17 protein-coding genes are annotated in these 25,517 nt (G+C 36.2%); 7 read left to right on the top strand and 10 right to left on the bottom strand.

Going from position 1 to position 25,517, the window contains the following annotated elements:
* The first annotated feature begins 2 nt into the window (after positions 1 to 2).
* Positions 3 to 518 (top strand): biopolymer transporter ExbD, encoded by a 516-nt coding sequence (locus M899_RS08205; RefSeq protein WP_021270996.1) that lies wholly within the window; start codon positions 3 to 5, stop codon positions 516 to 518.
* Here the strand turns inward: M899_RS08205 and M899_RS08200 are convergent.
* From M899_RS08200 to M899_RS08160, 9 genes are all read right to left on the bottom strand, one after another.
* Positions 515 to 952 (bottom strand): hypothetical protein, encoded by a 438-nt coding sequence (locus M899_RS08200; protein WP_021270976.1) that lies wholly within the window; start codon positions 950 to 952, stop codon positions 515 to 517. The genes M899_RS08205 and M899_RS08200 overlap by 4 nt on opposite strands.
* A 129-nt stretch (positions 953 to 1,081) precedes the next feature.
* Positions 1,082 to 3,148: an AgmX/PglI C-terminal domain-containing protein gene (locus tag M899_RS08195; RefSeq protein WP_021270972.1), complete on the bottom strand. Its 2,067-nt coding sequence runs from the start codon at positions 3,146 to 3,148 to the stop codon at positions 1,082 to 1,084.
* Positions 3,149 to 3,156: 8 nt separating this feature from the next.
* Positions 3,157 to 3,408: a hypothetical protein gene (locus tag M899_RS08190; protein WP_021270971.1), complete on the bottom strand. Its 252-nt coding sequence runs from the start codon at positions 3,406 to 3,408 to the stop codon at positions 3,157 to 3,159.
* Entirely contained in the window at positions 3,405 to 4,322 is a 918-nt protein-coding gene (locus tag M899_RS08185) for a tetratricopeptide repeat protein (protein WP_021271015.1), read from the bottom strand. Before M899_RS08185 ends, M899_RS08190 begins: the two co-directional genes overlap by 4 nt.
* Positions 4,319 to 7,195 carry a tetratricopeptide repeat protein gene (locus M899_RS08180; protein WP_021271019.1) on the bottom strand — a complete coding sequence of 959 codons (2,877 nt, stop codon included), beginning with the start codon at positions 7,193 to 7,195 and terminating at the stop codon, positions 4,319 to 4,321. Before M899_RS08180 ends, M899_RS08185 begins: the two co-directional genes overlap by 4 nt.
* On the bottom strand, positions 7,192 to 8,607 hold the full coding sequence (locus tag M899_RS08175; RefSeq protein ID WP_021270959.1) for a hypothetical protein: 1,416 nt from the start codon (positions 8,605 to 8,607) through the stop codon (positions 7,192 to 7,194). The genes M899_RS08180 and M899_RS08175 overlap by 4 nt, the downstream gene beginning before the upstream one ends.
* 10 nt (positions 8,608 to 8,617) lie before the next feature.
* Positions 8,618 to 9,319: an outer membrane beta-barrel domain-containing protein gene (locus M899_RS08170; RefSeq protein WP_021270952.1), complete on the bottom strand. Its 702-nt coding sequence runs from the start codon at positions 9,317 to 9,319 to the stop codon at positions 8,618 to 8,620.
* Between the two features lie 102 nt (positions 9,320 to 9,421).
* Positions 9,422 to 12,697: a UvrD-helicase domain-containing protein gene (locus M899_RS08165; protein WP_021270985.1), complete on the bottom strand. Its 3,276-nt coding sequence runs from the start codon at positions 12,695 to 12,697 to the stop codon at positions 9,422 to 9,424.
* Positions 12,694 to 15,054, bottom strand: a complete 2,361-nt coding sequence (locus M899_RS08160) for a PD-(D/E)XK nuclease family protein (protein WP_021270988.1) — start codon at positions 15,052 to 15,054, stop codon at positions 12,694 to 12,696. Before M899_RS08160 ends, M899_RS08165 begins: the two co-directional genes overlap by 4 nt.
* Positions 15,055 to 15,131: 77 nt before the next feature.
* On the opposite strand from M899_RS08160, the gene M899_RS08155 reads away from it, so the two are divergent.
* Positions 15,132 to 15,983, top strand: a complete 852-nt coding sequence (locus M899_RS08155; RefSeq protein WP_021270987.1) for an Hsp33 family molecular chaperone HslO — start codon at positions 15,132 to 15,134, stop codon at positions 15,981 to 15,983.
* Here the strand turns inward: M899_RS08155 and M899_RS08150 are convergent.
* Positions 15,980 to 16,996 carry a hypothetical protein gene (locus tag M899_RS08150; protein ID WP_021270999.1) on the bottom strand — a complete coding sequence of 339 codons (1,017 nt, stop codon included), beginning with the start codon at positions 16,994 to 16,996 and terminating at the stop codon, positions 15,980 to 15,982. The genes M899_RS08155 and M899_RS08150 overlap by 4 nt on opposite strands.
* A 171-nt stretch (positions 16,997 to 17,167) precedes the next feature.
* On the opposite strand from M899_RS08150, the gene M899_RS08145 reads away from it, so the two are divergent.
* From M899_RS08145 to M899_RS08125, 5 genes are all read left to right on the top strand, one after another.
* Positions 17,168 to 19,195 carry a heterodisulfide reductase-related iron-sulfur binding cluster gene (locus M899_RS08145; protein ID WP_021270954.1) on the top strand — a complete coding sequence of 676 codons (2,028 nt, stop codon included), beginning with the start codon at positions 17,168 to 17,170 and terminating at the stop codon, positions 19,193 to 19,195.
* On the top strand, positions 19,149 to 21,089 hold the full coding sequence (locus tag M899_RS08140; RefSeq protein ID WP_155897153.1) for a hypothetical protein: 1,941 nt from the start codon (positions 19,149 to 19,151) through the stop codon (positions 21,087 to 21,089). The genes M899_RS08145 and M899_RS08140 overlap by 47 nt, the downstream gene beginning before the upstream one ends.
* Positions 21,076 to 22,140, top strand: a complete 1,065-nt coding sequence (locus M899_RS08135; protein WP_021270953.1) for a hypothetical protein — start codon at positions 21,076 to 21,078, stop codon at positions 22,138 to 22,140. The genes M899_RS08140 and M899_RS08135 overlap by 14 nt, the downstream gene beginning before the upstream one ends.
* Positions 22,137 to 23,036, top strand: a complete 900-nt coding sequence (locus tag M899_RS08130) for a hypothetical protein (RefSeq protein ID WP_021270975.1) — start codon at positions 22,137 to 22,139, stop codon at positions 23,034 to 23,036. The genes M899_RS08135 and M899_RS08130 overlap by 4 nt, the downstream gene beginning before the upstream one ends.
* A gap of 82 nt (positions 23,037 to 23,118) precedes the next feature.
* The coding region (locus tag M899_RS08125) for a valine--tRNA ligase (RefSeq protein ID WP_021270969.1) at positions 23,119 to 25,517 on the top strand (2,399 nt) is incomplete at its 3' end.

The raw sequence follows: 25,517 nt of genomic DNA, 5'->3' as shown, positions 1-25,517 counted from the left end.
CTATGGGATATGCTCGTTCAATTCGAAATCGCGGGAAAAGAAAGAAGTCAAAAGTTTTTGATCTTGATATTACTTCCCTACTCGATATTCTCGTTATTCTTCTAGTATTCTTACTAAGAAGTTATAACAGCTCAGGAATTGTGCTTAATGTACCTAAGGGTGTTGAGCTTCCAAAGTCTGAGTCTGCAAATATCAATTCGACAGGAGTTATGGTTCAAGTTGCTCCTGATAAAATTTGGGTTGATGACAAACTCATTATCGACAACTCGTCAAATGGTGGGGCGCTATCAAATACAGATAGAAGGCTCATTCCCCTATTTAACGAACTTGTTCGTAAGAAAAATGAGATTAAGCTTATTGAAAAGACAACTCCAAATGCGGAGAAATTCTCAGGGAATGTTAATTTAATTATTGATAAATCAATTAAATATACATTCATCAAAAAGTTAATGCTTACCTGTGCAGAAGCAGGATTCAAGAGCTACAAATTTGTTGTTCTTGGTGAAGAGCAGAACTAGAAAAAGAAAAAAGAACTTAACATTACGCCAAGGGCAAGATTTACTTGAATTAGCTTTGAGTACTTCTTGCCTTCTTTGTATTCTTTGATACTGAAAAAAAGTAAAGCAAGAGACCAAACAATTACACTCGCTCTAATGATTCCCATTGAAAATGGATCAAACGGCACGATATCAAATAATGTCCCTAATAAAAAAAGACCACCAATAACAGCATTGGCAATTATTCTAAAATAGCGATCGCGTGGTTTCACGGCAAGAGCAGGAATATCCCTCTTACTGGTATTAATCTTATGGTTATAGGCCAACACAACAAGAAAGAAACTTAGGATATCCGTCGGATCCATCAACCCATCAAGAAGCTCAAGTACACACAAGATGCTAAAGAGCACGAGCAATGTCACTGAAATGGTTGTCTTACTAAGATATCTCTTCATAGCTTTCCTTCCTGATAGGATTATAACTGCTCTATGAAGATGTTTTCACAATAAACTATAAACCATTGAAAATATGATAAAAAAGGGAGGCATGGCCTCCCTAATATAGACAATAAATCGTGGCAATCACTATAGATTTCTAGGATAGAAGTTCATCGGCTGGTTAACTGATACCGATCCGCCTCCTCTTGGCTCAGGGAATTTGATCCCCCTAAGAACATTGGCCACACAACTTCTAACTTCAGATGGCATCTTTGCATCATCAGCTGTGGCCGAAACTTTAGTGACGTGACCAGAGGCCCCAATAACAAAATCAAGTCTAATCAAACCATCAAATGACTTTGGTGATTTCTCAAGCTCTTTTTGATAGCAGTATCTAAACTCACTCGCATGGGCCTCGATTAGTCTTCTGATAATATCTGGGTCCATTGACCCAAGCACAACTGTTCTATAAGGAAGACCTGCAGTTGCAATATTCTTTTTGTCTACGATCCCTGAGATCCCTTTAGAGCGATCAACTTTTCCAGTCGCTACACCTTTAAAGTCCCCAACTTCGTTTGAAACTTGAGCTGTTTCTGCAGTCATACTCTCTCCACCTTGGAAGGTAGAACTTGCTGAAGAGTCTCCACTTCCCCCTCTAACACTTGGCTCAAAGCTTTTTGTGCTTCCACCTTTTGCCATGAGTGAACTAAGTGATGATTTGAAATCAATGGACTTATAAGTATCAACGGCACCTTGAGATTTTGTATCAACCTTTTGGCTATTCGCCGTACTAACAGACTTAGAAGCACCGCCTGCTTTAGACTTTTGCGGAGCTACACGAGTTGTCTTATTATTAGTAGGGCCTTTGTTTGGACTGGCCTTTTTAACTGGATCAGTTGTCTTAGCAGTCTGATCTCCTTTAGGCTGAGCAGACTTTTCAGTTTTCTCTGCTGTCTCAATTTTTTTAACTTCCTGCTTCTCTTCTCTTTTTTGAACAGGAGATTTCTGATTAACTTTTGGCGCTTTCTCCGTCTTATCGATAGCAGGATTTTTAGAAACAACTAGTTTTTTAGGTTTATAGAGAATTGTTGCAATTCGCTCTGGAGCCTTTTCTTTTTCTAATTCTTTATCAACAGTAAACAACTGCATTGAACCCAAAAAGAGGAATATAAAAAGAAGTACTAAGAGTAGAATTTTCTTCAGAGAACCATCTCTTCTAAGTATTGGCGCAGCATCTACTCTTGGAGGAGCATCTGTTGAGCGAACAAATACTTGTAAATCCCCTTTTGAAAATCTGAGGATATCATCTCCCCCTAAAACAACTGTACCTGAAACATTTGAGCTTCTTCCAGAGTCTGTAAGGGAAAGCATGTCATATCCAGGAATTGGACTGACAAGGACCTCTGATCCTTTGATGTCTACAAATGGAATTTTTTCTTCTTTACCTAGGTATGGATATTCAATTTCATTGTTTCGAGCATTCCATCCCTTTAAATGATAGATACCATCTTTAATTGGTAAATAATCAACAGAGAGGATTTCCCCTTGAAAAAGAATTAATACTTCAATGGCCGAATAAGAAACATCATAATGAAAAATAGGATAAAGAGTTTCGACATCTTCGAAAATATATTCACTGAACTCAGCTCTAGGATCCTTAGCAAGTGGATAAACAACACTTACCGCAGGAGTAACCATACCAGTTTTCTCAGAAACGCCAGTCGGCCTTACTGGTAATTCTTTAGTTTTTGTTCCCGGAAGAATAGGCGTTGGAGCGACCGCTGCCTCGTTTACATTTTTTGCGATTACTGCTTCTGGCCTTTGAGGCATTTCCATTTTTTGAAGCTCATCAATAGGCTTAATATCTTCCAGCATTTGCAATGGAGCCGCAGGAATATCGATTTTATTAAACTGACGAAGTTCGAATTCAATATTTCCTAATGAAATTTTATCTCCGACATTAAGTGGAGACATAATCGCTTTGTTACCATTTACAAAAGTTCCACTACGACTATTCATATCGTAAATATTAATAGTTCCATCAGTGTTGACTTCCAAAACAGCGTGGATGGCATTCACGGCCTGACTATTAACTACAAGGTCACATGTCTGTGAAGAACCGATGATAAAGCGTCTCTTTTTGACGCGAATCCCCTTCTTCGCATGGCCTGAATATAATTCTAAATCCAAAGGTCTTTGAACGTCCGTGTTCACAGCTACTCCTAACGAATTCTCTCAATGCCCTTTCTTATTTCGGCATTGAAGTTCTTTCTATATGGTAATTTATTTTTGAATGTCTTAATAAATCTTGGAGAAATTGAAATTGATTCTGGAGCACCCGTCTCCCCCTCAATAACAATATCTTCGAAGTCAAACTTTTCAAACTTCTTATACTTATAAATAACTTTTTCATCTTTTGTCTGTGCAATCGATGACATTGAAAACAACATTGAAATTAAAATCAAAAATTTCATTTACCCCCCTTCACAACAGAAGAGACTTGAGAAAAATAAGAGACATCACTTGGGGTTAACTGCGCTTGAGTTTGTGCAAGAACAGTCATCGCCTTATCTTTTTGCCCTGTTTTATATAAAGCATAGCTTAACGAAATAGAAACAGCTGGGATTCTCATCACATCACCACTTAAATGACTAAATGCTGAGACGGCTTTTGAGTAATCATTTTTCATCATATACATATGAGCAAGAGCATTTAAGACATCATTATCGCCAGCATTTTTCTTATAAAGAGCAACTAACAATGGCTCTGCTTTTTCTACAAAACCAAATTGTAAATACATCATTGCTAAATTGAACGAAGGTGTGACTGAAAACTTACTTACTTCATACGCCGTCTTAAAAGCACTAAGAGCTTTACCTACTTCACCATTTCTATAGTGAATAAGACCAATATTATTAATCGCTGGAGCATAGTCCTTCACAAGGTCACGGGCCTTATTATAATAAAGAAGGGCCTTACGAGATTCACCTTGAAGATAGTAACAAGTACCTACTTGATTCCAATAAGCAGCATTGTTTTTCAATTGCTTATAGGCGCGATCAAATTTATTAAAGGCCGCGACAAAGTTCTTTTGATAACAAAGTGAAATTGGCCCTGAAATCGGATCTTCTTCCTCAACAAGTTCTTGCAACTTTGCAGGAGGAATTTTGGCCATTGTCTCTACGGAAATAGCATCTTGGTCTTCGATATTGCCTGTGTAGTGGTCATCACCTTCATCATATTCAATTTCTTTAACTGGTTTAAAGTCATCGTTATTTAACCAGTTAAATGGGATATCTTCCGCAACTTGTGTCTTTGATTCAGACTTTGACGAAGATCCACATGAAACGAGTGTAGATAATAGGATTAATGTTAGAAGATATTTCATTTTCTTCCCCCTCTATCCATTATTACTGGACCTTTTAGAGGTTTAAACTCTGTTACGTTATCAACTCCAGAATTTAGGAAGAACCCATTGTCTGAAGCAAGTACTGTATAGTTCATAATCTTCGATGTCGCTTCCTTTCGTAAGCTTGCGGCCTTTTGTAGGATTGGAGTAGCAATAGACTCCATACTCCCCTTAAAAGACTTAACGTATTCTTCATTCTTCCCAGGAGGAGTAAAGTCACGAACTTCATTCCCAAATGCTTCATAGGCCTCTACAAGTAATTTATAGGCCGAAACCATTCCCTTTCCAGAACGAAGCTCAAAGATTTTCAATGTTCTTTCAGTTAAATCATTTAGCATTGTAAATTTACGTTTCAAAAGATTGTTATAAACATCTTCAGGAAAAGTTAATCTCATATTCTTAAAAGAGTTAAATGTTCCTTGTAATCTTTCAAGTTGATCGATAGCAATGATATCCAACGTTTCAACAGGAAACTGAGCTTTTCTGCGACTATTATTAAAAGTTCTGATAATAGAATTTTTAACTCTATTCGCTTCAGCGACTCTTCCATTATCTTTGTAAACATCGTAAAGCTTAACAAAATGTCCTGAGACTTTAGGTTGCAGATAATCTACACGATCAAGTTCGTTGATAATCTCTTCATACTTTGACCATCTTTTTTCTTCATATAAAGAAGAAAGATATTCAAGCTTCATTTCTTCAACGTTTGCATTTGGCACTCCACAACGAGTCCCCTTATCAATCATGGCCTCAGCTTCTTTCAATTTCTTGTCAGCAAGATTCATGACAATGCTATTTTTGAAGAAAAGATTTTTATTTTTTGCTTTTACAGAGCAAAGCTTATCAAAAGCTTTTTGTGCAATATCTGCAGAATGCTCAACTCTTCTTTGGTTAAATAGATCTCTCGATGTAACGAGAATACTATCTTCAAATTGCTGAACATCTTTGGTGCTCATGTGATAAAGAGCTCTTTCCATCCACTTATACGATCTTTCTGCATCACTAAGCTTATTGAAATATACGGCCATATTATATGCCGCCTTTTTCTTTGCCTCTTCACTACTTTCAGGTGACTTATAAACTTCAAAATAAATTCTTAGGGCCTTGACCTGATCTCCAGAATCAGTTGCTTGCTTAACACCTTCAAATTGCATTGTTAATAGAAGTAAATTTACTTGCTTGGCATATTTTGGTGAAACAGCAAATTGGCGAGCCTTAATTCGTGCAACCCATTTACCAATTCCATCTCTATTTCCAGCTTTCTTATAGTAATCCATAACTTCTGCCAGCATCGCTTCTTGCTTTACAGATGCAGCTGGAATGTTCTTTCTAAATCTAATGAGGACATCTTCGGCCTTATCTACTTGCTTAGTGTCCATATAAGTCGCAAAAAGCTTCTCATAAGCATCCATCGACTTTTTACTTGCTGGATCAGTTACAAGATAGGCCTCAAGTGCAGGAGCAAGGTAGCTATCCTTAGTTTGCTTCGATACACCCTCTTTAGAGAGTGAAGCTAACATCCCTTGACTCGCCTTTATTGCAATTTTCTTATTATTAGTCTTTTCAGCATCATTTTTGGCAACTTCATAAAGTTTGATCGCAGCATCATAATCGCCAATGGCGTAAAGAGTTTCTGCAGATAAGAAACTCGCTTCTGCGGCCTTTGCAGGATTCATTTGTCCAAAAACAGTAAAATAACGAACAGAAAGCTCAGCGCGACGAGTTCTTTCTTTAGGTCTTGTCGCGTAGAGATTACTTACAACTTGTTTTTGTAAAATTGCTGCATTTCTTTTCGTATGGTAATCAAGGGCCTCTTTTTGATCGGGCGTAAGTTCACCCTTCTTAAAAGAAACATTTAAAGTTTCAACTGCAGCAATATGCTTATCTTGCTTTCCAAACCTTTCATAAATACTTAAAAGTTTAATATAAACTTCATTGCGAACTTCTGTACTAGGGTTCTTTGATAATGCATCTTCATAAATATCTTCTGCCGTATCATACTTGGCCTGAGATTCTAGATAATTCCCTAAACTCAACAACTTCTTGGCGACATCTCCACCCGTTTTAGAAAATGATGCAACTGCATTTTTAACGCTACCACTTTCTGCGTAGAAAATGGCCAAATCTCGAGAAGCTTGAGAACTCATATCGATGTACTTACTGTTCTTACTCTCTTTTTCGACCATTTCCATAGTCTCAATCGCACGTGACTTTTGACCTAATCGAAAATATGTCCAAGCAAGATTAAATGAGTCTTTTGTCCACCACTTATCTCTAAGATTCTTTTTAGCAAGGGCCTTCTCATATAAAGGAAGTGCTCTTTCATAATTAGATTTATTGTAATAGATCTCTGCAAGAGCAAGGTAAGACTTAACACTTGTAATACTATCTAAATTTGAGTTTTGAACGGCCAATTGGAAATACTTCATGGCCTTATCGTCTTGTTGAAACTCTTTCGCATTGTAAGCAAGGATATAGTAAACATCCCCTTTTCCAGGGAAATTTCTAAATTTTTTCAGAATATTATTACATATCTTCTGAGCTTGCATAAAGTAGCTATTTGACTGCTTAAAGAAAGTTCTTCTATTTATTTTTTTTCTTCTCGCTGGTTCAATTTGAAGATATTTCATATTTTCATCTTCACGAACAATTCTAGCTTTCTCTAGCCAAAGCTCTGCCATACGAATCATCAAAGCAGGGTTTTTACTATTTTGATTCGCCAAACGTACAACTTCTCTTAACTCTTCATCTATAATTGAAAGCAGCTCTTGTCTTCTATTGCCAACGTCTGCATAAGAAAATGAGTTTATTAGAACAAAAGAAATTAAAAATACTTGGAGAAGTTTTTTCATTCACTACACTCCGACTTTAGAGAAAATACATAGTCACCGAGTTCATCGGCCCAGAATTCCCCATTAAAAGACCAGAAGTATTGCTTATCCGTTCTTTGAAGGTAGGCGATGTCCCCTCTTTTTTCATCTTTTCTAACATCTAGATAAAGCTCTCTCTTTCTTTGAGCAAGAACTTCAAGTTTCATATAACTCATACTCTCGAATGAGTTATCAATTTGTTTAAGTGCATTGATTAGTGACTTTCTCACATAAGCACCTACAAGATTTCTCTGAGTGAGAAGGGCCTCTCTTAAGTTTTGAGAGAAAACTCTTTTCATCCCTTTACTATTCATTGAGCTTGTTTTTTGAATTTCACTATTACCATTTTGGAATGCTTCAAATAATTCAATATAAGCGGGATCACGATTGATATAGTTCATCAGTGTTGCAAGTAAGTCATTACCTCTAACTTTTCCCTCACGACTTGATTTTGCTAGAAGATAGAAATACTTATAGTCCTTCCCTTTTTCTCTAATTAGTTTTTTCAGAGATAATGAGTCTGATTCGTATTTGCTATAAAATCCATCAACGACATTTTTAACGTCATTCCATAGACAAAGTTCCATATAAGTAAGACCCCTAAGGACTTCGATTTCCGCATTGAACATGTAGTTCAAAACAGGGGCCTTGTATGTTACAAGTTTACCAAGGGTTCTATTATAGTCTTTTAGATAAAAACTGTTCCATGCTTCTTCAAATAGGATCTCAGGCCATATATAAGAACTTTTTGGCAAATCTAAATATGCAAGATTGGCTTCAGTATTTTTACCCCATGCAAATAGTGCTCTCGCTTTTCCAACAATACAGTAGTCTCTATTAACTTTTAGCTGACGAATCCTTTCGAAATCGTTTTCGCTAGAGATACGTCTTTCACTCACATCTATACATTCTTCGTAAGCAGTAATTGATGACTTATATTTTTTATTTATTGAAAAAACTGCTGCTTCAAGAAATAAAGCAAATGGTTTTACTGGGTGTTCTTTAGGAATAGTCCCATTCAAATAAGCTAATGTTTCCTTATATTTTCCATAGCGAAAGTTTTTCTTAGCAAGAATATATTTAACAACAGGTGAACTCGATTGTTCCAAGGCCTTGCTTGGAAGAATCTCAAATTGTTTAACACCAACTTTTGTTATAACTTCATCAATAACTAAGTCGAATTTCTTATCAAGCTTTCCTTCATGTTGGTACATATATTCTTTAATATAAGGTACGGAAGTGAAGTATAGCTGCCCTTCAACTAGGTGATTTACAACTTGCGGGTAATATTTGATATTCCCCTTACTCTTTACAAGTATATCCCACGCTTTATATGCATCTGCACTGGCCTGAAAAGAAGCTAATGCGATGAGTGTTATAAATAATTTTCTCATTGCCTACTCCTTAAAAACTAGCACTTAAAGATAGAGCTAAGTCATAATTTGTATACCAAATATCAGCTGGATTATTGGCCTTGGCCTCTTTCGCTTGATAGTGAATTGTTGTTAAATCAAGACGAATGCTCCATCTCTCATCAAGGTAAAATTTAGCCCCAGCATTCCACATTAAACCCGTGTGTGTTTCTGTTGTTAGAGTCTTATCACTAGAAAGCTCTAATTCTTTCCTGTTATTTTCTTCTTCAATTTTTGCTAGACCTAGACCAAAGATCCAATCCATATAAATGATTTTATTGAATGTATTAATTTTACTGTAAAATGGAGACCAAAGAACCATTCCACCCATGTAATTGTTTACAATTCTTCTAAAAGGAACTGAACCACTACTCACACCAGAGTTACGAACAGAAGACGCCGTTTCATTTTCTTTTCCACTATTCATCGCATAAATAAATTCAAATCCGATTTCTTCTTTAAAAAAGTAACCGATTCTTCCTTGTAATGAAGTAGCATCAACGAAAGCTCCTGAAGTTGTAAAACCGTAACCCGCATTTATGTGGAACTTATTCACTTTTCTAAACTTTCTATTTTGTAAAACGTAAACTTTTTTATCTGGATCGAGCCAAGAGAAGTCGTAGGTGTCTGTCTCTGAAGCATGAATTGTGATTGAACCTAAAATTAAGGCAGCAAAAAGAAAAAATGTTCTCATAGTCGTCGCATCCTGCGTTAAGTTGTCAAAAGGGAATCCTTCCCAATTTTCAATGCTCAAATAACTGAATTTGGCATAAATTCATATATTTATTTTAACACTTTAAAGTTCCTCTGCAACTGGGACACAATTGTAATAACAAATCTTCCTATAAGAACATACCTGACAATGTGACTCATTTACTTGTGCAAGATTAGATAACTTTTGCCATTCATCTCTCAGATATTGAGTCACTTCATTTTGTGAAATAGTTTTCTCAAGTATTTTTTCTTCATCAACGAAGAAAAGTTTGAGCTTTATCGTTTTTAGATTTTTATTAAACCCAAAATAAGCATGGGCATAGCAATAAAGCTGAAACCAATAGCCCACAAGTTTGTCATCAGAAAGTTTTCCTGTTTTATAATCCCAGACTTCGGCATTATTACCTTCTTTTTCAAGAAGGACTAAATCAGCAATACCTGAGATCATTTGTCCAAAAATAGGAAACTTCACCATTTGTTCGGCCAAAAAATTAAAATTTTCGCGATAGCACTCCATTTCTGAAGCGGCAAATTTTACCGCTTTAGCTATTCCAGCATTCTCAATTTTTGGCATATCCATTTTTTTTGCAATCATTTCAAGAAGCTTGTGTACTTCACTTCCTCGCTGCGATGAAGAATATATTTTTATTTCATCGTCATTTTCGATACGCTCACGAACGACTTCGCCTTCAATATCATCCAGGAAGTCTTTATCAATTTTACAAATATTTTGTAGAAAAAACTTTCTCGGGCATTCTGCTAGACTTGAAAGTTTCGTCACAGAAAGCTCTGAAATAAGGCCAAAGTGTGATTCTCCCAAGAGTCTTTTTGAAAGACCAATATCATCAATATGAAAAAGAGGAGTACTCACTTCTGTGCTATCCTCTTCTCCAGATTCGCAATGAGTTACTTCCTTAGTTAAGGTTTCGGCCCCCTCTAATCTTCCAATTCGCAAACCATCAACCCATGAATTTTTCAAATAAGAAACTTCTCCAAAGCGATGAAAAATATTTGCAAAATATAGACCTTTTACTGCTCGTGTTCCCGCTACATAAAAAAGGCGCTTTGATTCTGAAAAATCTTTTTGACGAGAAAGTAAATTCTCATAAATGTACATTGGCGCTTTATATGGTTTTTTCTGTGTCGTATGTTGTTTCCACTTAAAGCTTCCTGGCAATTTACCAATAAAGCTTGTATCAACAACATTAAAGCCATTTGTATGAATACCACCCAAAATGACGTGATCGAACTCTAAACCTTTTGATGCGTGAGCGGTCATTATTTTAACACGAGGAGAATTTAGAAAGTTAAAATCAACTGAATAGCTTCCATCAACAGATTCTCCGATAAGTTTTAAAATTTTATTAAAATCATCTCTTCCAAGTAGAGAAATAATTCTTATAACTTCTAAATTGTTGGAGTAGTTAGAGTTTGCTATCCCTAATTTAAGAACAAAATTGCTGAAGGCATAATAAGTATCATAAACTTTTTGCTCTTGCTCAAATCCAAGAACAAGGGCCTCAACATCGCGAGCTTGTTCAATTCCTAAAATGGTACAAATGCCATCAACACGATACTTAAATAGACGAATATCTTCTTTCTTTCTATCCAATACCCTTTCCACGAGAGCAATAAAAAGAGCAACGACAGGATCTTCTTCAAGAGTGATTTTTACTTGGGCCCTAAAAGGAATCCTCTTCTCAATCATTTTAGAAATAAGCTTTAGAGAAGGTTTCAAATTCTTATAAAGTATACAGACTTTGTCTTCAGTATCTTGAAGAATTTTCTCTACCTTCTCTAAAATATAATTTGATTCAATTTCTGTAATTTCGGAATTGGAAATTCGAGGGGCCTTTACAAGATCCTCATCTAATAATATTTCTATTTTAGCTTCTTCAACACATCCGAGCCCTGCAGTTTTTACATCGCTGGGAAATTTCTGATACTTTACTTCAACACTATGAAGATCATCTCCTTCAAAACCTGGACCGAGCTTAAAGACATCGTCAAAGAAGACATTGTTAAAATTAATAACTTTTTCTTCAGAGCGATAGTTATTTAAAAGAGAGAGGTTTTGATTGATATTTTTAGAGCACTCGAGAAATACTCCCAGTTCTCCCCCTCTAAATCCATAGATCGCCTGTTTTTCATCTCCAACGCAAAAAAGTCGTGAGAAGTCATTGGAGATAACTTTTTTAATAATATCAAACTGAACCCAGGAAGTATCTTGAAACTCATCTACAATAAGATATTTGAAATCTTCAGATACACGCTGTGCTGTTTCTTCATTACCAAGCCCCTTTAGGACATAATACTCTAAATCAGAAAAGGTGATCCCACCAAAATTTTTATATCGATCGCTGATATACAAAAAGGCGTTTTTAAATAGCTTCTCCCACTCAAAAACTATTCCATCTCTATTTTCATAGAAAGAAATATAATCTTCACCATATTTGCGAACGAAACCCTTCAGGTTTGTGAGAAATTTCATTCTCTCAGTTATTTCACCTTTTTTTGGTGGAGTACGAACAGTTCCGTATTTTTTATCCAGTTCACTAATCGCCTTTAAAGTTGAATAGTCCCTAAAACCATAAGAGCTTAGTAAACCTTCAAATTCTTCTAGATAAGGAAACCATTTGTTTTTTCTTTCTTCCTCAAATTCAGAAAGATCCAGTCCATGTGATGCCTCATCTAAAGAGACACCTTCAAAGAAAGCAACTTCTTTTATATGCTCAGCAAAATTAAAATCATCTTGTCCTTTTACTTCCCACTCTTCCCAAAATAGTCTTAATTCTGGATTACTGAAGATAAAGGACATTGATGATTTAATATTTTTCTCATTAAGCAGAACTATATTATAAATTTCTTCTGATACTTCACTCTTCACATTGATGATCCACTCATCAAAAAGTTCAGCTATTTTTTGACTAGATTGAATATCAAAGATTACTTCTTCACTAGGGTTAAAATCCGTGAAATAGCCAGCACTCAAGAGTTTGAAACAAAATCCGTGAATTGTTGATATCGTCAAAGCACTAATAGCTTCAACGGCAACATTCCAATGAACATCACCTCTACTTTTGGCCTCTTCTTCTATTCTTCTTTGTACTCTTAGAGATAACTCTCCAGCAGCTTCATTGGTGAATGTCATCAGTACTATAGAACTAAGATATGATCTTAATTTAAATAATCGGTCTTCATTATCATTGAATATATTTTCTTTAAAAAACTCGTCAATAAGATAAACAACGTGCTCGACGAGAACAAATGTTTTACCAGAACCAGCACCGGCAGAGAGGAGAACGCCACCCTTATGTTCTATGGCCTTTTTTTGCTCAGGATTTGGAGTTCTACTCATAGTGCTCTCCTTGGACACACTTTATTTACGATGCAATATGTACAAACTTTTTCAGTCAGTGGTTTTGGTAAATATTTATTCTCCAATTGCACCCTTTCAATTAGATCTTTTAAAAATTCTTTAAATTCGTCATATGATTCAGCGAAATCAAAGCCTCTCATCTCTTTAAGACTTCCTTGTCCAAATTCTTCTTCGAGTAATTTTCCAACAATACTTTTATCCGAAATCATAAACAATGATTCTTCTACGCTATTAAGATTTAAATATCCGCCGAAAAGAAGATTTTTATTATCTCCTTTTAGAACTTCATTTAAATAAAACCAGAGTTGTATTTTGTTAAATTCCTTTAGATCAGTGGCACTAGGAATACTACTTGAACTCCTTTTAAAATCTAAAACGATAACACCAAGAGAAGTTTCTGCATAAAAGTCTATGCTTCCACTAAATCCCCCAAAATCTCGAAGAGATTTTTCAAACTTCCAAGACATTTTTGGAAAGACATTTCTGATTTTATAAAGTTCAACAAGTCCATTTTTTGCATAACTCGAAATTTCAAGTAAGGCCTTTTCGTAATCATTCACTCTTACGGATTTTTTTTCTTTTGCTAGAAATTCCTCTAAGCACTTCTTTGACAGATCATATAATTTACTTTGATCAATTTCTTGATTTTGGTCGAAGTACTCTCCAATCACTTGGTGCTCAATTTGACCAAGCTCGAAAGGAAGAATTTCATTATTCGCATCTATTTCTTGTCTTAATCTTTCGACATATTCAAAATAAAATTTTCGAGGACAATCTAAATAACTTTGTAACGAAGTTGCAGAGAACTTCGTTGGTTTATCTTCACAGATGAGTTTCCCATAAAAATAATCACTCGTTCTTACACCTTCAGGGATTTCATATTTGATTTCTTCCACATTTTTTAATCCATCAAAGATATCCGCCCACGCGAGATCATGATTTACAAGTCCTTCTTCCACAAAAACATGTAGTTCTTTTCGTCTTGCAAGTTCATTAATTTTTCTTTTAACTTCAAGAAACTCTAGCTCTTTACGTCTTACTGGTCCCAGGCCCGCTAAAACATTTGTAATTTCAGCATTAAATTTCTGGCCACTCGCTTTTAATGAATTTTGATCAGAACTGACCACAAGAACAATATTCTTATCGTTCTCACTCAACTCTTCCAATCCACAAACGTGGACATTTTCTTCACTATCAGATATAGGTACAAAATATGTTCTAGGCAAATCAAGCGCTGAAACTTCTTTTAAAATTTTAAAATCAAATAACTTAAAACTTTCATTTATTTCACTCAATTCGTAATATTCTTTTAACAAATCAATGAGAATTTTATTCACTGTCAGTGATTTAAAGTTTTGTTCCTTAATATCTCTAATATTTTTTTCTTTAAGAAATTGAATAAGCTCTGAAGTTACTTCAGTCTCTCTTAGTTTTAATTTTATTTCATCAAAACATTTTTCTAACTCTGTAGCAAAGACATCCGCGCTCGCTCTATAGCCTAAATTCTTGATAGGAATCTCGCACAACATTTCTAGGTCTGGATTTTTTTGTCCGATTATTATCTTTGAAATGCCAACTTCTTTTTCAAGTTTTTGTCCTAAGTAGCCCGCGAGTCTTCCCTTTGGAAAGTAAGTTACTTTATAATCTATAGCTTCGTTATCACCTTCTCGCTCTAGTTTTTCAGGTTTAATCCAACGAATCCAGTCCTGTCGATTTGTTTTTGCAAAAACCTCTTCAGAAAAAGGTATATAAACTTCCTGCCCCAGGGCCAAAGATTGAACAAGGTCTAACTGGAGAGCATTTAAGTGTGAGAAACTCCAAAAAATAATATTACGTTGAGTATTTTCAAAACTTTTATCACGAAGCTTAGCGACAAGAAGCTCATAAGACTTCTGTTCATCAATAATTCCTTCTTGCTCCATATAGAACCAAAAGAACTTAATCATAACGACAAGCTCTTCATCTAATTTTTCAAAAATATCATCGAGTACAGAAATATCTAATGTATAGCTTCGAAACTCAGTAAATAAATTAAAGGCCTGCATGAAAACTTCATGAGAAGGCGACTCCATCTTCATTTTCCAAATCGTAGATAAAGTAAAAATAAGGTCAGACTTTCTTTTTACATTCCACATCTCACCTAGTTCTTCTTTAAGATCATTAACAAATTTAGAAATTGTAATGACATTAACATTTATTGAGTCATGTAATTTAGATCTGATGCCATCGGCCTCTTTGGGACTGGGACAAATGATGAGTGTTTCACATGTTTTATTTTGAACAAATTCAAGATCAAAGACTTCTTCTATATCTTTGAATAAATTTACGCTTAGCATAACCCATTTTCCAATGACACTTTACGTCCAATTATGTTACTGAGTACTTTAGTTTATCCCCCAAAAAGGATTAAGTCATGTCGCTAACTGAAAGTAGACTTTATAAATTTATTGATGCCAAAAATGGATTCACTCTCTCATTTCTTGAGGGACAAAAACTCATTCACGACCTTGCCCTTATTCATGATCTGAAAAGACAAGGTTTCTCATATTTCCGTGATTGCGTGCTTGGTGTACAACCCATGATTTCATTTTTAAAAACAGGTGAAGGCTTCGGGCTATTTGTAGACTCCGAATTCCCTTATTTTCGCTTAAAAATTGAGACAAACTCACATGGGATGATGAGAACACTTCTTCTTCCGGAGAACTTTGAACAATTTCCAGACAGAATTACAGGAAAGGCGCGTTTATCAAAAACCTTTCCGAACAATCCTCAACCCTATACTTCTATCATTGAACTTGCTGATATTAATTTCGGAGATATTACTAACAAAATTATGCGCGAGTCTTACCAAGTAAACGCGGAGACATTTTTAAGTGATACTTCTGATCAAAGCGTTTTGCTTCTTAGACTTCCAGATAGAAACGTAAATAAAGAAGAAAAAGAAGAAAGACCAACTTTGAAAGAGTATTGGATGCAAATCCAAGCAAAGATCAATACTATTTTTGACAAGGCCCTTAACGATTATGAAACTATTCAAAAAGAGTTTGAGGCGTTAGGACTTGAATTTCTTGGAGCAACAGATGTTCAATTCAAATGTTCGTGCTCTAGAGAAAGAATGGTTGCAGGTGTTGCCAGTCTTTGCATGAGCCACAGTGTTGAAGAGATTTTTGAAAATAAAGATGATCTTGAAGCGAAATGTGATTATTGCAAAACTCACTACCTCATTACAAAAGAGGAAGTGGAGTCTGCAACTAAATTAAACTAAAGACCTAGGTATTCTAAAATAAGTTTTGTCTCTGTAGGAGTCCATAAAAACCTTTGAAGGACTGTGGACTCCTCATAAATCCCACAGAAATTCTCACTCAACGCCCCATATGAAAAAACAGGCGACATTAATGCAGGTCTTTTATAAGATATTCTCTGTCCAGATTTTTCATATTGAAACCAATCTTTGCCATCATTTGGGAATTCCAATCTCTGTGCAGCACTAGAAGAGATCACAACCAAATACTCACGTGGGTTTGATTCACCAATGATTGACGCAACAAGCTTTTCGAGATCAAGAAGAATCTGTCTGGCCTTTTTAACATCTTTTTCTTTCAGTGCTTTTTCATATGAAAAATCTCTGACCAATAAGAAGACCTGATTCTGCCTTTTTTTCAAATTATCCCAGATACTGCTGAAGTTCTTCTCTAAGCTTGAAAAACAAGGTCCATTTTGGCATGACTTATCATAATAAATGGCACCTTCTTTCACTTCTTGTTTTTCTTGGAAATGAAATAGTTCTTTGCCACTGTCGGCCTTGCTCATTGACCATAGAGTCGACTTTGATAAAAAATCAGACTTACACTTTAGAGCACTATCAAAAGAAGTTCCTTTATCATTGCCGTGCTCGAGGATTCCCGTCACAAATCCTTTTTCTTCTAAATATTTCCAGATTGGTCGATTTTGATAGTCTTCACAAGTGCCTGCGATATTTTTAGAGCCTACAAGTTGTGAGATTGTCCCCTTGAGAGAATTCGGGCGCAGCTCAGTATAGTTATAATTCCAACTCTTTCCTACACAGTTCATTTTATCAAAAGCAGTTACTGCATTGACTGGAATATTAAAACGCACCATGGCCAAATGCTCTTCATCAAGACCAGGAACTTGAATCCAAACAATTTTGCTCGGATTTGCATTGAATTGATGGCGCTTCATACCAATTGTTTCAATTCGCGCACAAGAGATCAACAAAAGCGATGGCACCAGCATCGCATATAGAAATTTCAATTTCATTACAACCTTCAATTTAACCTTAATGCCTATCATACCTACGAATAGTAAATTCTCCAATATTAGGCAAAGGTAATAAATTTCTCATTCATTTATTAGCCGAAATCAACTATCCTATAAACAAATTGATAAAAATAGACAAGTTTACTGAATCACAATTTCATAGGGGTAATTATGGCGTTTGAGTGTATGCCTGGCGACACATGTCGTGAAATCATGATGAACATTCCACCAAGTTTCAAGGTGGCCATGTACGTCCTACTTTTTGCTAGTTTAGGAGTAATGGTAAAAGGTCTTTACGACAAACTTCTCTTTATAACTTCGGGAGAAGGATTTAAGGGAATAAAAAAACTCCTTCCAGAAAAACTTAACTGGGGAAGTTTTCTTAAGACGCTATTTCTCACTGGTAAAGTTCCACGTTTTAAAGAAGTTGCTATTTTCCACGGCCTTATTTTCTGGGGCTTCATGATTCTTTGGATTGCCACTGATGTTGTTGCGATTCACTATGACACTCCACTAAAGATTTTTCACGGACCACTTTATATTGTAGTTTCATTTGCAGCCGATATTGCAGGTCTTATGGTTCTTGCAGGTATCTCAATGGCCTACTACAGAAGATACGTTAAAAAACCTGAGTACTTATCTGCAACTAAACCAAAACAAGAAATGTTCATGTATGCCATTCTTGTTTCACTTGTTGTTATTGGATATTTGATTGAAGGTGTTCGTATCTATATCGCTGGTATGCCAATTGGTGAAAAGACTTGGGCCCCAGTTGGTTGGGCGCTTGCTTCTCTTTTCCAGAGTATGGGGTTATCGCAAGGCTTCTGGTCAATCACATATAAGTCAATGTGGTTTTACCATATGGCAAATACAATGGTATTTGTTGCGGCCATTGGTCACACTAAATTCTCACATATCTTCTTCCTTCCTTTCAGTGCTCTTGTTACACCGAAAAGAAGAGGTGCTGTTCTAAATCCAATGGACTTCACATCTGAAGATGCTGAGACTTTTGGTTTAGCTAGACTTTCTGAACTTACAGCTAAAAATAAGCTAGATCTACTTACATGTGTTGAGTGTGGTCGTTGTACTCAAGTTTGTCCTGCTAACAACGCTGGAAAACCACTAAATCCTAAAACAATCATTACAAAGCTTAGAGATTTCACTTTCGAAGCTGCTAAAGAAAATAAAACAGATGCTGATCTTTGGGAAAACCCACTATACGAATCAGCAGAAATTGACTCTTGTACAACTTGTGGTGCTTGTATGGAAGAGTGTCCTGCAAATATTGAACACGTTAATATCATCATGGAAGCTAAGAGATATAAAGCTCTTACTCTTGGAGATATCCCTGCTGACGCAGCAACTGCTGTTCAAAAAGTTCAACTTAACGGTAACCCATGGGGTATCACTCAAGATGATCGTTTCAAATGGGCCGATGGTATGGACGTTCCAGTAATTGAAGCTGGTAAGAAAGTTGATTTCCTTTACTACGTTGGTTGTGCAGGTTCTTACGATGCTGCTAACCAAAAAGTTGTTAAAGATACAGTTGCTCTTCTTATGAAAGCAGGTGTTAGTTTTGCGGTAATGGGCAAAACTGAAAAATGTAATGGTGACCCAATCAGAAGATTTGGTGATGAATACTCATTTACTGAAATTGCCATTGAGAATATTGCTAATATGAGACAGTACGATTTCGACAAAGTTGTAACTCACTGTCCACACTGTTTACACACAATCGGTAAAGAGTACGGTAAATTTGAAGACGGTCAATTCGAAACAGTTCACCACACTGAACTTCTTGCAGAGCTTATTAAGTCTGGAAAAATTGTTCCAGAAAAGAAAGCAAAACAAGAACTTACTTTCCACGATCCTTGCTACCTTGGACGTCACCATGGAGAATACAATGCTCCTCGTGAAATCCTTAAGGCCGCAGGTGTTGAAATTAAAGAAATGGAAATGAATAAAGACAAGGCCCTATGCTGTGGTATGGGTGGTGGAAATATGTGGTACGAGATTCACGAAGGTGAACACTTGGCCGAAAAACGCCTAGAGCACGTCGGTGAGAAAAAGGTAGAAAAGTTGGCGACAGCTTGTTCTTTCTGTATGATTAACTTTAACTCCTCTCGTGGGGAAAAAACACATACAGAGAATCTTGAAATTGAAGATGTTGCCTCAATTCTTGCAAAAACAGTTCTTTAATATCGCTGTCATCAGTCTGGGTGCCTTAGTGCCCCAGACTGTTTTTTCAAATTCTCCCTTTACACCAGTCTCATCGCTTGAAGTACTTCTAGAAAAAGAAAGATCTGAAATAGAAGATTTCAAAAAAAATTACGCTCAAAACTTTACCGAATTAGTCAACAATATCCAAAATATTGAAGATATTAAAATTCATCCAAAATTTTACGAGTCACTTCTCTTTCATTCTGAGCAAAAGTATTTTAATGAGGCCATCTCAAAAGATCAGTGCTTTTTCACACATATGTATGAGCAGGATCTTATCAAGCCTTCGGCGGGATATGCAGACAATTTACTCGCTGTGATTAAATATAAGGACAAAGAGCAGATAAGCTTTATGTCTAAAGATAATTTTTTTGAAGTTTTATATAAAAAGAAGTGCTTTGAGAAAAAAGAAATCAACAATAGATTTGAAGGTTCAAATTTAAAGAATATGGCCCAGGCCATATCTTTAACACTTCCAAAGACCACAGCTGATTGTCGTACCCTCTTTGAAAACTGGAAAGAAAATCAAAATCTTCCAATGTACTGTAGTATTTATGAAAATGTTGAATATGCTCTAACAAGAGAGCGTATCTCCATTAGAACCAATAAACCCCTATCAGAAAGACAAAAGACTCAGCTCAATGCGGCCAAGGAAAGAATGAACTCATTCACACCAACCGTATTTAGTTTCATTTCAAATTTTTGTAATAATCTAAATAACAATGAAAAATTCTGCGTCCCTTATCTTTCGAATGATATTTGGACAAGTATCGCCAATAAAGAATACCCAAGCTACCTTATCGATCACACATGCCGCCTAAGTGGCAAGGCCAATGTCCTAAGCGATAACAAAAGAGACTTATGTCTCAATAAATTTAAAAATGACAAGAATGCTTGCGCCACTTATCAGGCCCAAGGCTTTAACGGCCTTTTCCCGCATATGAATTGCAATATTGTTTCAGATCTTTTAGCGAAAGGAACACTATTTACCGACTATAAAGACTGTCCTGGAAATTTTGACAATCTTAGCATTATAAATGTGGCCAGAATTGTTTCCCACAAGGAAAACCTAAAAAGAGAAACAACCGGACTAACATGTATAAATGAAACAAATGATATTTTTGCAAATCTCTACAAAAGATATGACAACATGAGAGATTGGCCTCTTGAGATTTGCTTTCCCAATAAGGTCACAAAGGAAAAAGAATGTAATAAGTACATTCCAGGGAATAATCCAAACGATCCCGCATCGGAAGGAAATATTGTGGCCAATATTCTCTACCGTAATGAAGCGGCACTTTCCAACCTAAAATGCAGCCTTGTGGATAAGGACCATTATAATCCCGATCGCCTCCAATATGCCTCAGGATGTTTTATTGTCTACGACTCTAATCGTTGTTCACCCTTATTTTGTCCAAAGAAAATTTATTACAATAAAAAAGAAATCAGTTATTTGGAATACAGAGGTATACAAACTTTTGATTACTTCCCTTCATCGTTTTCAAATTCCAAATTTGCTATCACAACAATGATGGATGAAGTTCTAAAAATTGAGCCTAAAAGTGTTAAAAATTATACAGAAGTAAAATACTTTTTTGATAAGAACAAAAAAGGAATTATTCACGGCATTGGTTGCGCAGAGGATATTCACCCTGAGTATTTTGGACGTTTATCATTTAACCAATGTTCACCCTTACCGTTTATCATTGATGGCTACATTGAAAAAGGAAATGATAAATGGCTTTCTTTGAGATCCACTTTAGAAGATATACATTTTCCGCGTAGGGCAAATTGGGGGAATATTTTTTCAAGTGTAAAAAATTACCAACAACATCACCCTCTTAGAACATGGTTTTTTTATGGAATTAAGTAAACTTGCTCTCATCGCTCTCATATTTTCGGTATCAAGTTTTGCATCAAAACTTCCTGAATTTGCGACTAAGCAAGATGTTACAAATTTGCGTTTTATTTCTAAGGATGGAAAATTCACTTACTATCAAAGATCTAATGGTGAATTCCTTCTATCTACAAATTTTGCCGTAACAAAAGCTCTTTCCTATAATCCTGGAACAAATTTTGAAGTCGTCTCTTCACCAACTAGAAAGTATGTCATCGTAAGTGCAGATGATTCTTTTCATACTTTTTACTCAATGAAGAAAGTTAAAAAACTTCACCTTATTGAATATGGATCGAGCCGCCCAGAAGATATTGGTCAAGGTCAATCACCAAGACTTCATCAAAAAGATGAGATCGCATCATTTTATGATCCTTATAATAAGACGATTACATTCTTAGAAACAAAATTTAGAAGAGTCATCTCAACTATAAAAATGACTATAAAGTCTAATCCTTACTTTAGGCCTAATGTCGTTATGATTGATAATTCACAAATTCTTTATACAGACATTAATTCGAGTGGGAATCAGGCCGTTCTACTATTAAATAGAAAAGAAAATAAAACGAAGGTTCTCTTCAAAACGGAGGCCCCTACTTTTAAAATTGAACTTTGCGAAAGTGACGACACTATTTTCATGGGTGAATTCCCTTATCAAAATGTTGAAGGTGAAGTCATTATCTCAAAAATCGAAAAAAATAAGTTTGATATCGCAAAGAGAGACATTCTCTACACTTCAAAGACCAACGATATTGGAAATATTCTTTGTAATTACGAAAGTGGTAAAATTGCCTTTATCAAAGAAATTGGCGCTGGAAAAACAGAACTAGCAGAAATAGATCTTGTGACCAAGAATATCAAAATTCTTAGTGATCTTGGCCATGTTTCTAGCGCAATTAATATTGATCAACGCCTATTAATTCCTCACTATGGGAAAACATACCTCGTGAAGGGTGATAACAATATCCCATTAGTTGATACGCTTGAGGCCCCTAAAAAAGATGAAACAGCTGAAGAGGAGACTCTGTGAAACCTTTTCTCTTTGCACTTATCATAGGGTTGAGTGGACCAGTTTATTCTAAAGAGATAATCTCTTTCGATGTTGATAAAGTACCACCAAAACTTCACAAGATCTTCCAGTCTATTAATCCAGATAGTGAACAAGACAAAGACCTTGTGGCCTTGGCGCTCGAGTTTAATAACATCATTTCTCTTCCAATCAATGCTGAGATTTTTGAAAATATTATCGATATAGAAATGACTAAGGCGATTCTCACAGCTCACTCACCAAAGAAGATTGATATTTCAAAAGTTCTTGATGCTCTAAAAGAAATCAACGCTAAAAAAAGAGAAGAAGTTGATCCCTTTTTCACCGAACTTGAAAATGGAATGATTAAAGAATTCAACGACCTTTATGAAACCCCATTTTTCAGAGACTTCATGAGAACAAAGAGAAATGACCTGGCCGTTCAAAGTCGTGAAGTCAGCGTTATTGAAAAAAAGATAAGACTAATCTTCCCTTGGATAAGCTATATCAACAAGACCCCTACTCCTGAAAAGAAGCTTCTCTCAATCAAGATCAGAGAACAAATTCTGCGTGATCTTATAAAAAGTGCGAGCTTTCTTGCCAAATATGAAGACAAAAAGTCCAAAGGCATTGGCCAATATATTTCTGTTAAATTAGTACCGAATGAGGACGATAAAGTTCTACCTGACGGACTTCCACTCTATCCAACGGCTTCAAAACACTACAAAGCACCGGAAAAATTACCAGAACCAACTGACGCATGGCGCCCTCTCGGAGATATTTTTGACCTCGATGGTCTACCAATGACTAAAGAGGACTTGTTTCCGGCCCCTGTTGAAAATTATGTAGCGCCACAAACACTTCCCGAGCCAACAGATGAGTGGATTTTATCCCCTTAGCATAGGCAAAATGCTTATCCTTGTAGTATAAAGAACACATCGCGATAATCGTAGAATTATAGTTTTTATCAATGGAATTTTTATGAGTGTAGAATCAAAAATGAATGAGCTCTCGACAACTTATTCATCTGAAAATGTTGAGTCGAAATGGTACAAAACTTGGGAAGACGGAAAATACTTTGCCCCTAAAAAAGGTAAAACTGGTGAATCTTTTTGCATCATCATGCCTCCTCCAAACGTCACTGGTATTCTACACGCCGGTCACGCTCTAGATATTACAACTCAAGATGCTCTTATTCGCTTCAAGAGAATGAAGGGTTTTGAAACTCTTTTCCTTCCAGGAATGGACCACGCAGGTATTGCAACTCAATCAAAAGTTGAAGAGCTTGTTTGGGAGACAGAAAAGAAAACTCGTCACGACTATAATAGAGAGGATTTCCTAAAACTTATTTGGGAATGGAAAGAAAAATACGGTGGCTCAATCGCTCAGCAACAAAGAGTTATGGGTGCTTCAGCTGATTGGGATTACTCTATGTTCACGATGGACCCAGAGGCCAATGAAGCTGTTAGGAAATGTTTCGTAAATCTATACAACGAAGGATTGATTTATCAATCTGACTATATCGTTAACTGGGACCCGGCCCTTCAATCAGCTATTTCTGATGCCGAGGTTGATCACGTTGAAGTTCAAGGAGCTTTCTATCACATCCATTACAAAGTAAAAGGAAGTGACGAGGTTCTAGAAGTTGCGACAACAAGACCTGAAACTCTTCTTGGAGATACGGCCGTTGCCGTGAACCCAAATGACGATCGCTTCAAACACCTAATTGGTAAAACTGCTATCGTTCCAATTTGTAATAGAGAAGTTCCAATTATTGGTGATGAACACGTTGATATCGAAAAAGGAACTGGTTGTCTAAAGGTAACTCCAGGTCACGACTTCAATGACTTTGAAATTGGAAAGAGACACAATCTTCCAATCATCAATATCCTAAATAAAGACGGTACTCTTAATCACGAAGGACTTGAGTTCCAAGGTCTAACTTGTAAGAAGGCCCGCAATAAGGTTGTTGAAAAACTTAAAGAGCTCGAACTTTTCGTTAAAGAAGAAAAGCATGTTCACCAAGTTGGGCATGGAGAAAGATCAAAAGTAGTTATCGAGCCAATGGTATCTAAGCAGTGGTTCGTTAATGTTCAAGATATGGCAAACGTTGCGGTTAAGGCCGTTGAAGATGATGAAACTCGCTTCTACCCTAAAGGTTGGGAAAATACTTACTTCTCTTGGTTACGTGAACCAAAGAACTGGTGTATCTCTCGCCAACTTTGGTGGGGGCACAGAATTCCAGTTTTCACATGTACAAACTGTAACCACGAATGGGCCGACGAAGCTCTTGAGCCAGCGGGATGTCCGAAGTGTCACGCAGCAAAGATCACTCAAGACCCAGACGTACTAGACACATGGTTCTCTTCAGGACTTTGGCCAATGTCCACTCTTGGATGGCCAAACCCAGAGCGTATGAAAGAAAGAGGTTTTGACCGCTTCTTCCCAACGAGTGTTCTTGTAACTGGTTTTGATATTATCTTCTTCTGGGTAGCGAGAATGATGATGATGTCTTACAAAATGGTAGATCAAAAGCCATTCGATAAAGTTTATATCCACGCAATCGTTCGCGATAAGCTTGGTCGCAAAATGAGCAAGTCTCTTGGTAATGGAATTGATCCAATCGACATGGTTAATCAATACGGTGCCGATGCTTTCAGATTCACTCTTGCGGCCGGTTCAGGTTACAACAGAAATATCAACCTAGACCCAGACAGAATTGCTGGTTTTAGAAACTTCATTAATAAAATCTGGAACGCTTTCCGTTTTATTTACCCATCTCTTGATCTTGCAAAAGCTGAGCTTCCAACAGATCTTGACCACCATGAAAGATGGATTCTATCAGAGCTAAATACTGTCACAAAAGTTATGAACGAATCAATTGAAGAGTTCCGTTACGATGACGCTTGTTCTGGAATCTATGCGTTTGTTTACGACAAACTATGTTCATGGTTCATTGAAGTTTCAAAAAATATTCTTAATGGTGATGATGAAGCGAAAAAAGCAAATCGTGCGACAGTACTTAGATACTGTTTCAGACAAATTGTTGCTCTACTACACCCAATCACACCATTTATCACTGAAGAGCTATGGCAATATCTGAAAAACGACGGAGAAGACCTTCTTATCCAAGTGGATTACCCAGAATTTTCAGAAAAACTTGTTTTCGAAAAAGACCAAGATGATATGAACAAATTCATTGAAGTTGTAACAGGAATCAGAAACCTAAGAGCTTCAATGAATATCAAACCAAAAGAAGAAGTGACTGTGAACCTTTTCACAGACGATGAAAACTTATCAAAGTACTTCAATGCTGAAACCCAAGGCTTCAAAGACCTTGCAAAGCTAAGCACTCTTTCAATTGATAAGAAGTCAGCAGA

The sequence above is a fragment of the Bacteriovorax sp. BSW11_IV genome, from assembly GCF_000447755.1.
GTDB lineage: Bacteria > Bdellovibrionota > Bacteriovoracia > Bacteriovoracales > Bacteriovoracaceae > BSW11-IV.
The sequence above is the reverse complement of the archived record's forward strand: the minus strand, read 5'-3'. Positions and strand labels throughout refer to the sequence as shown.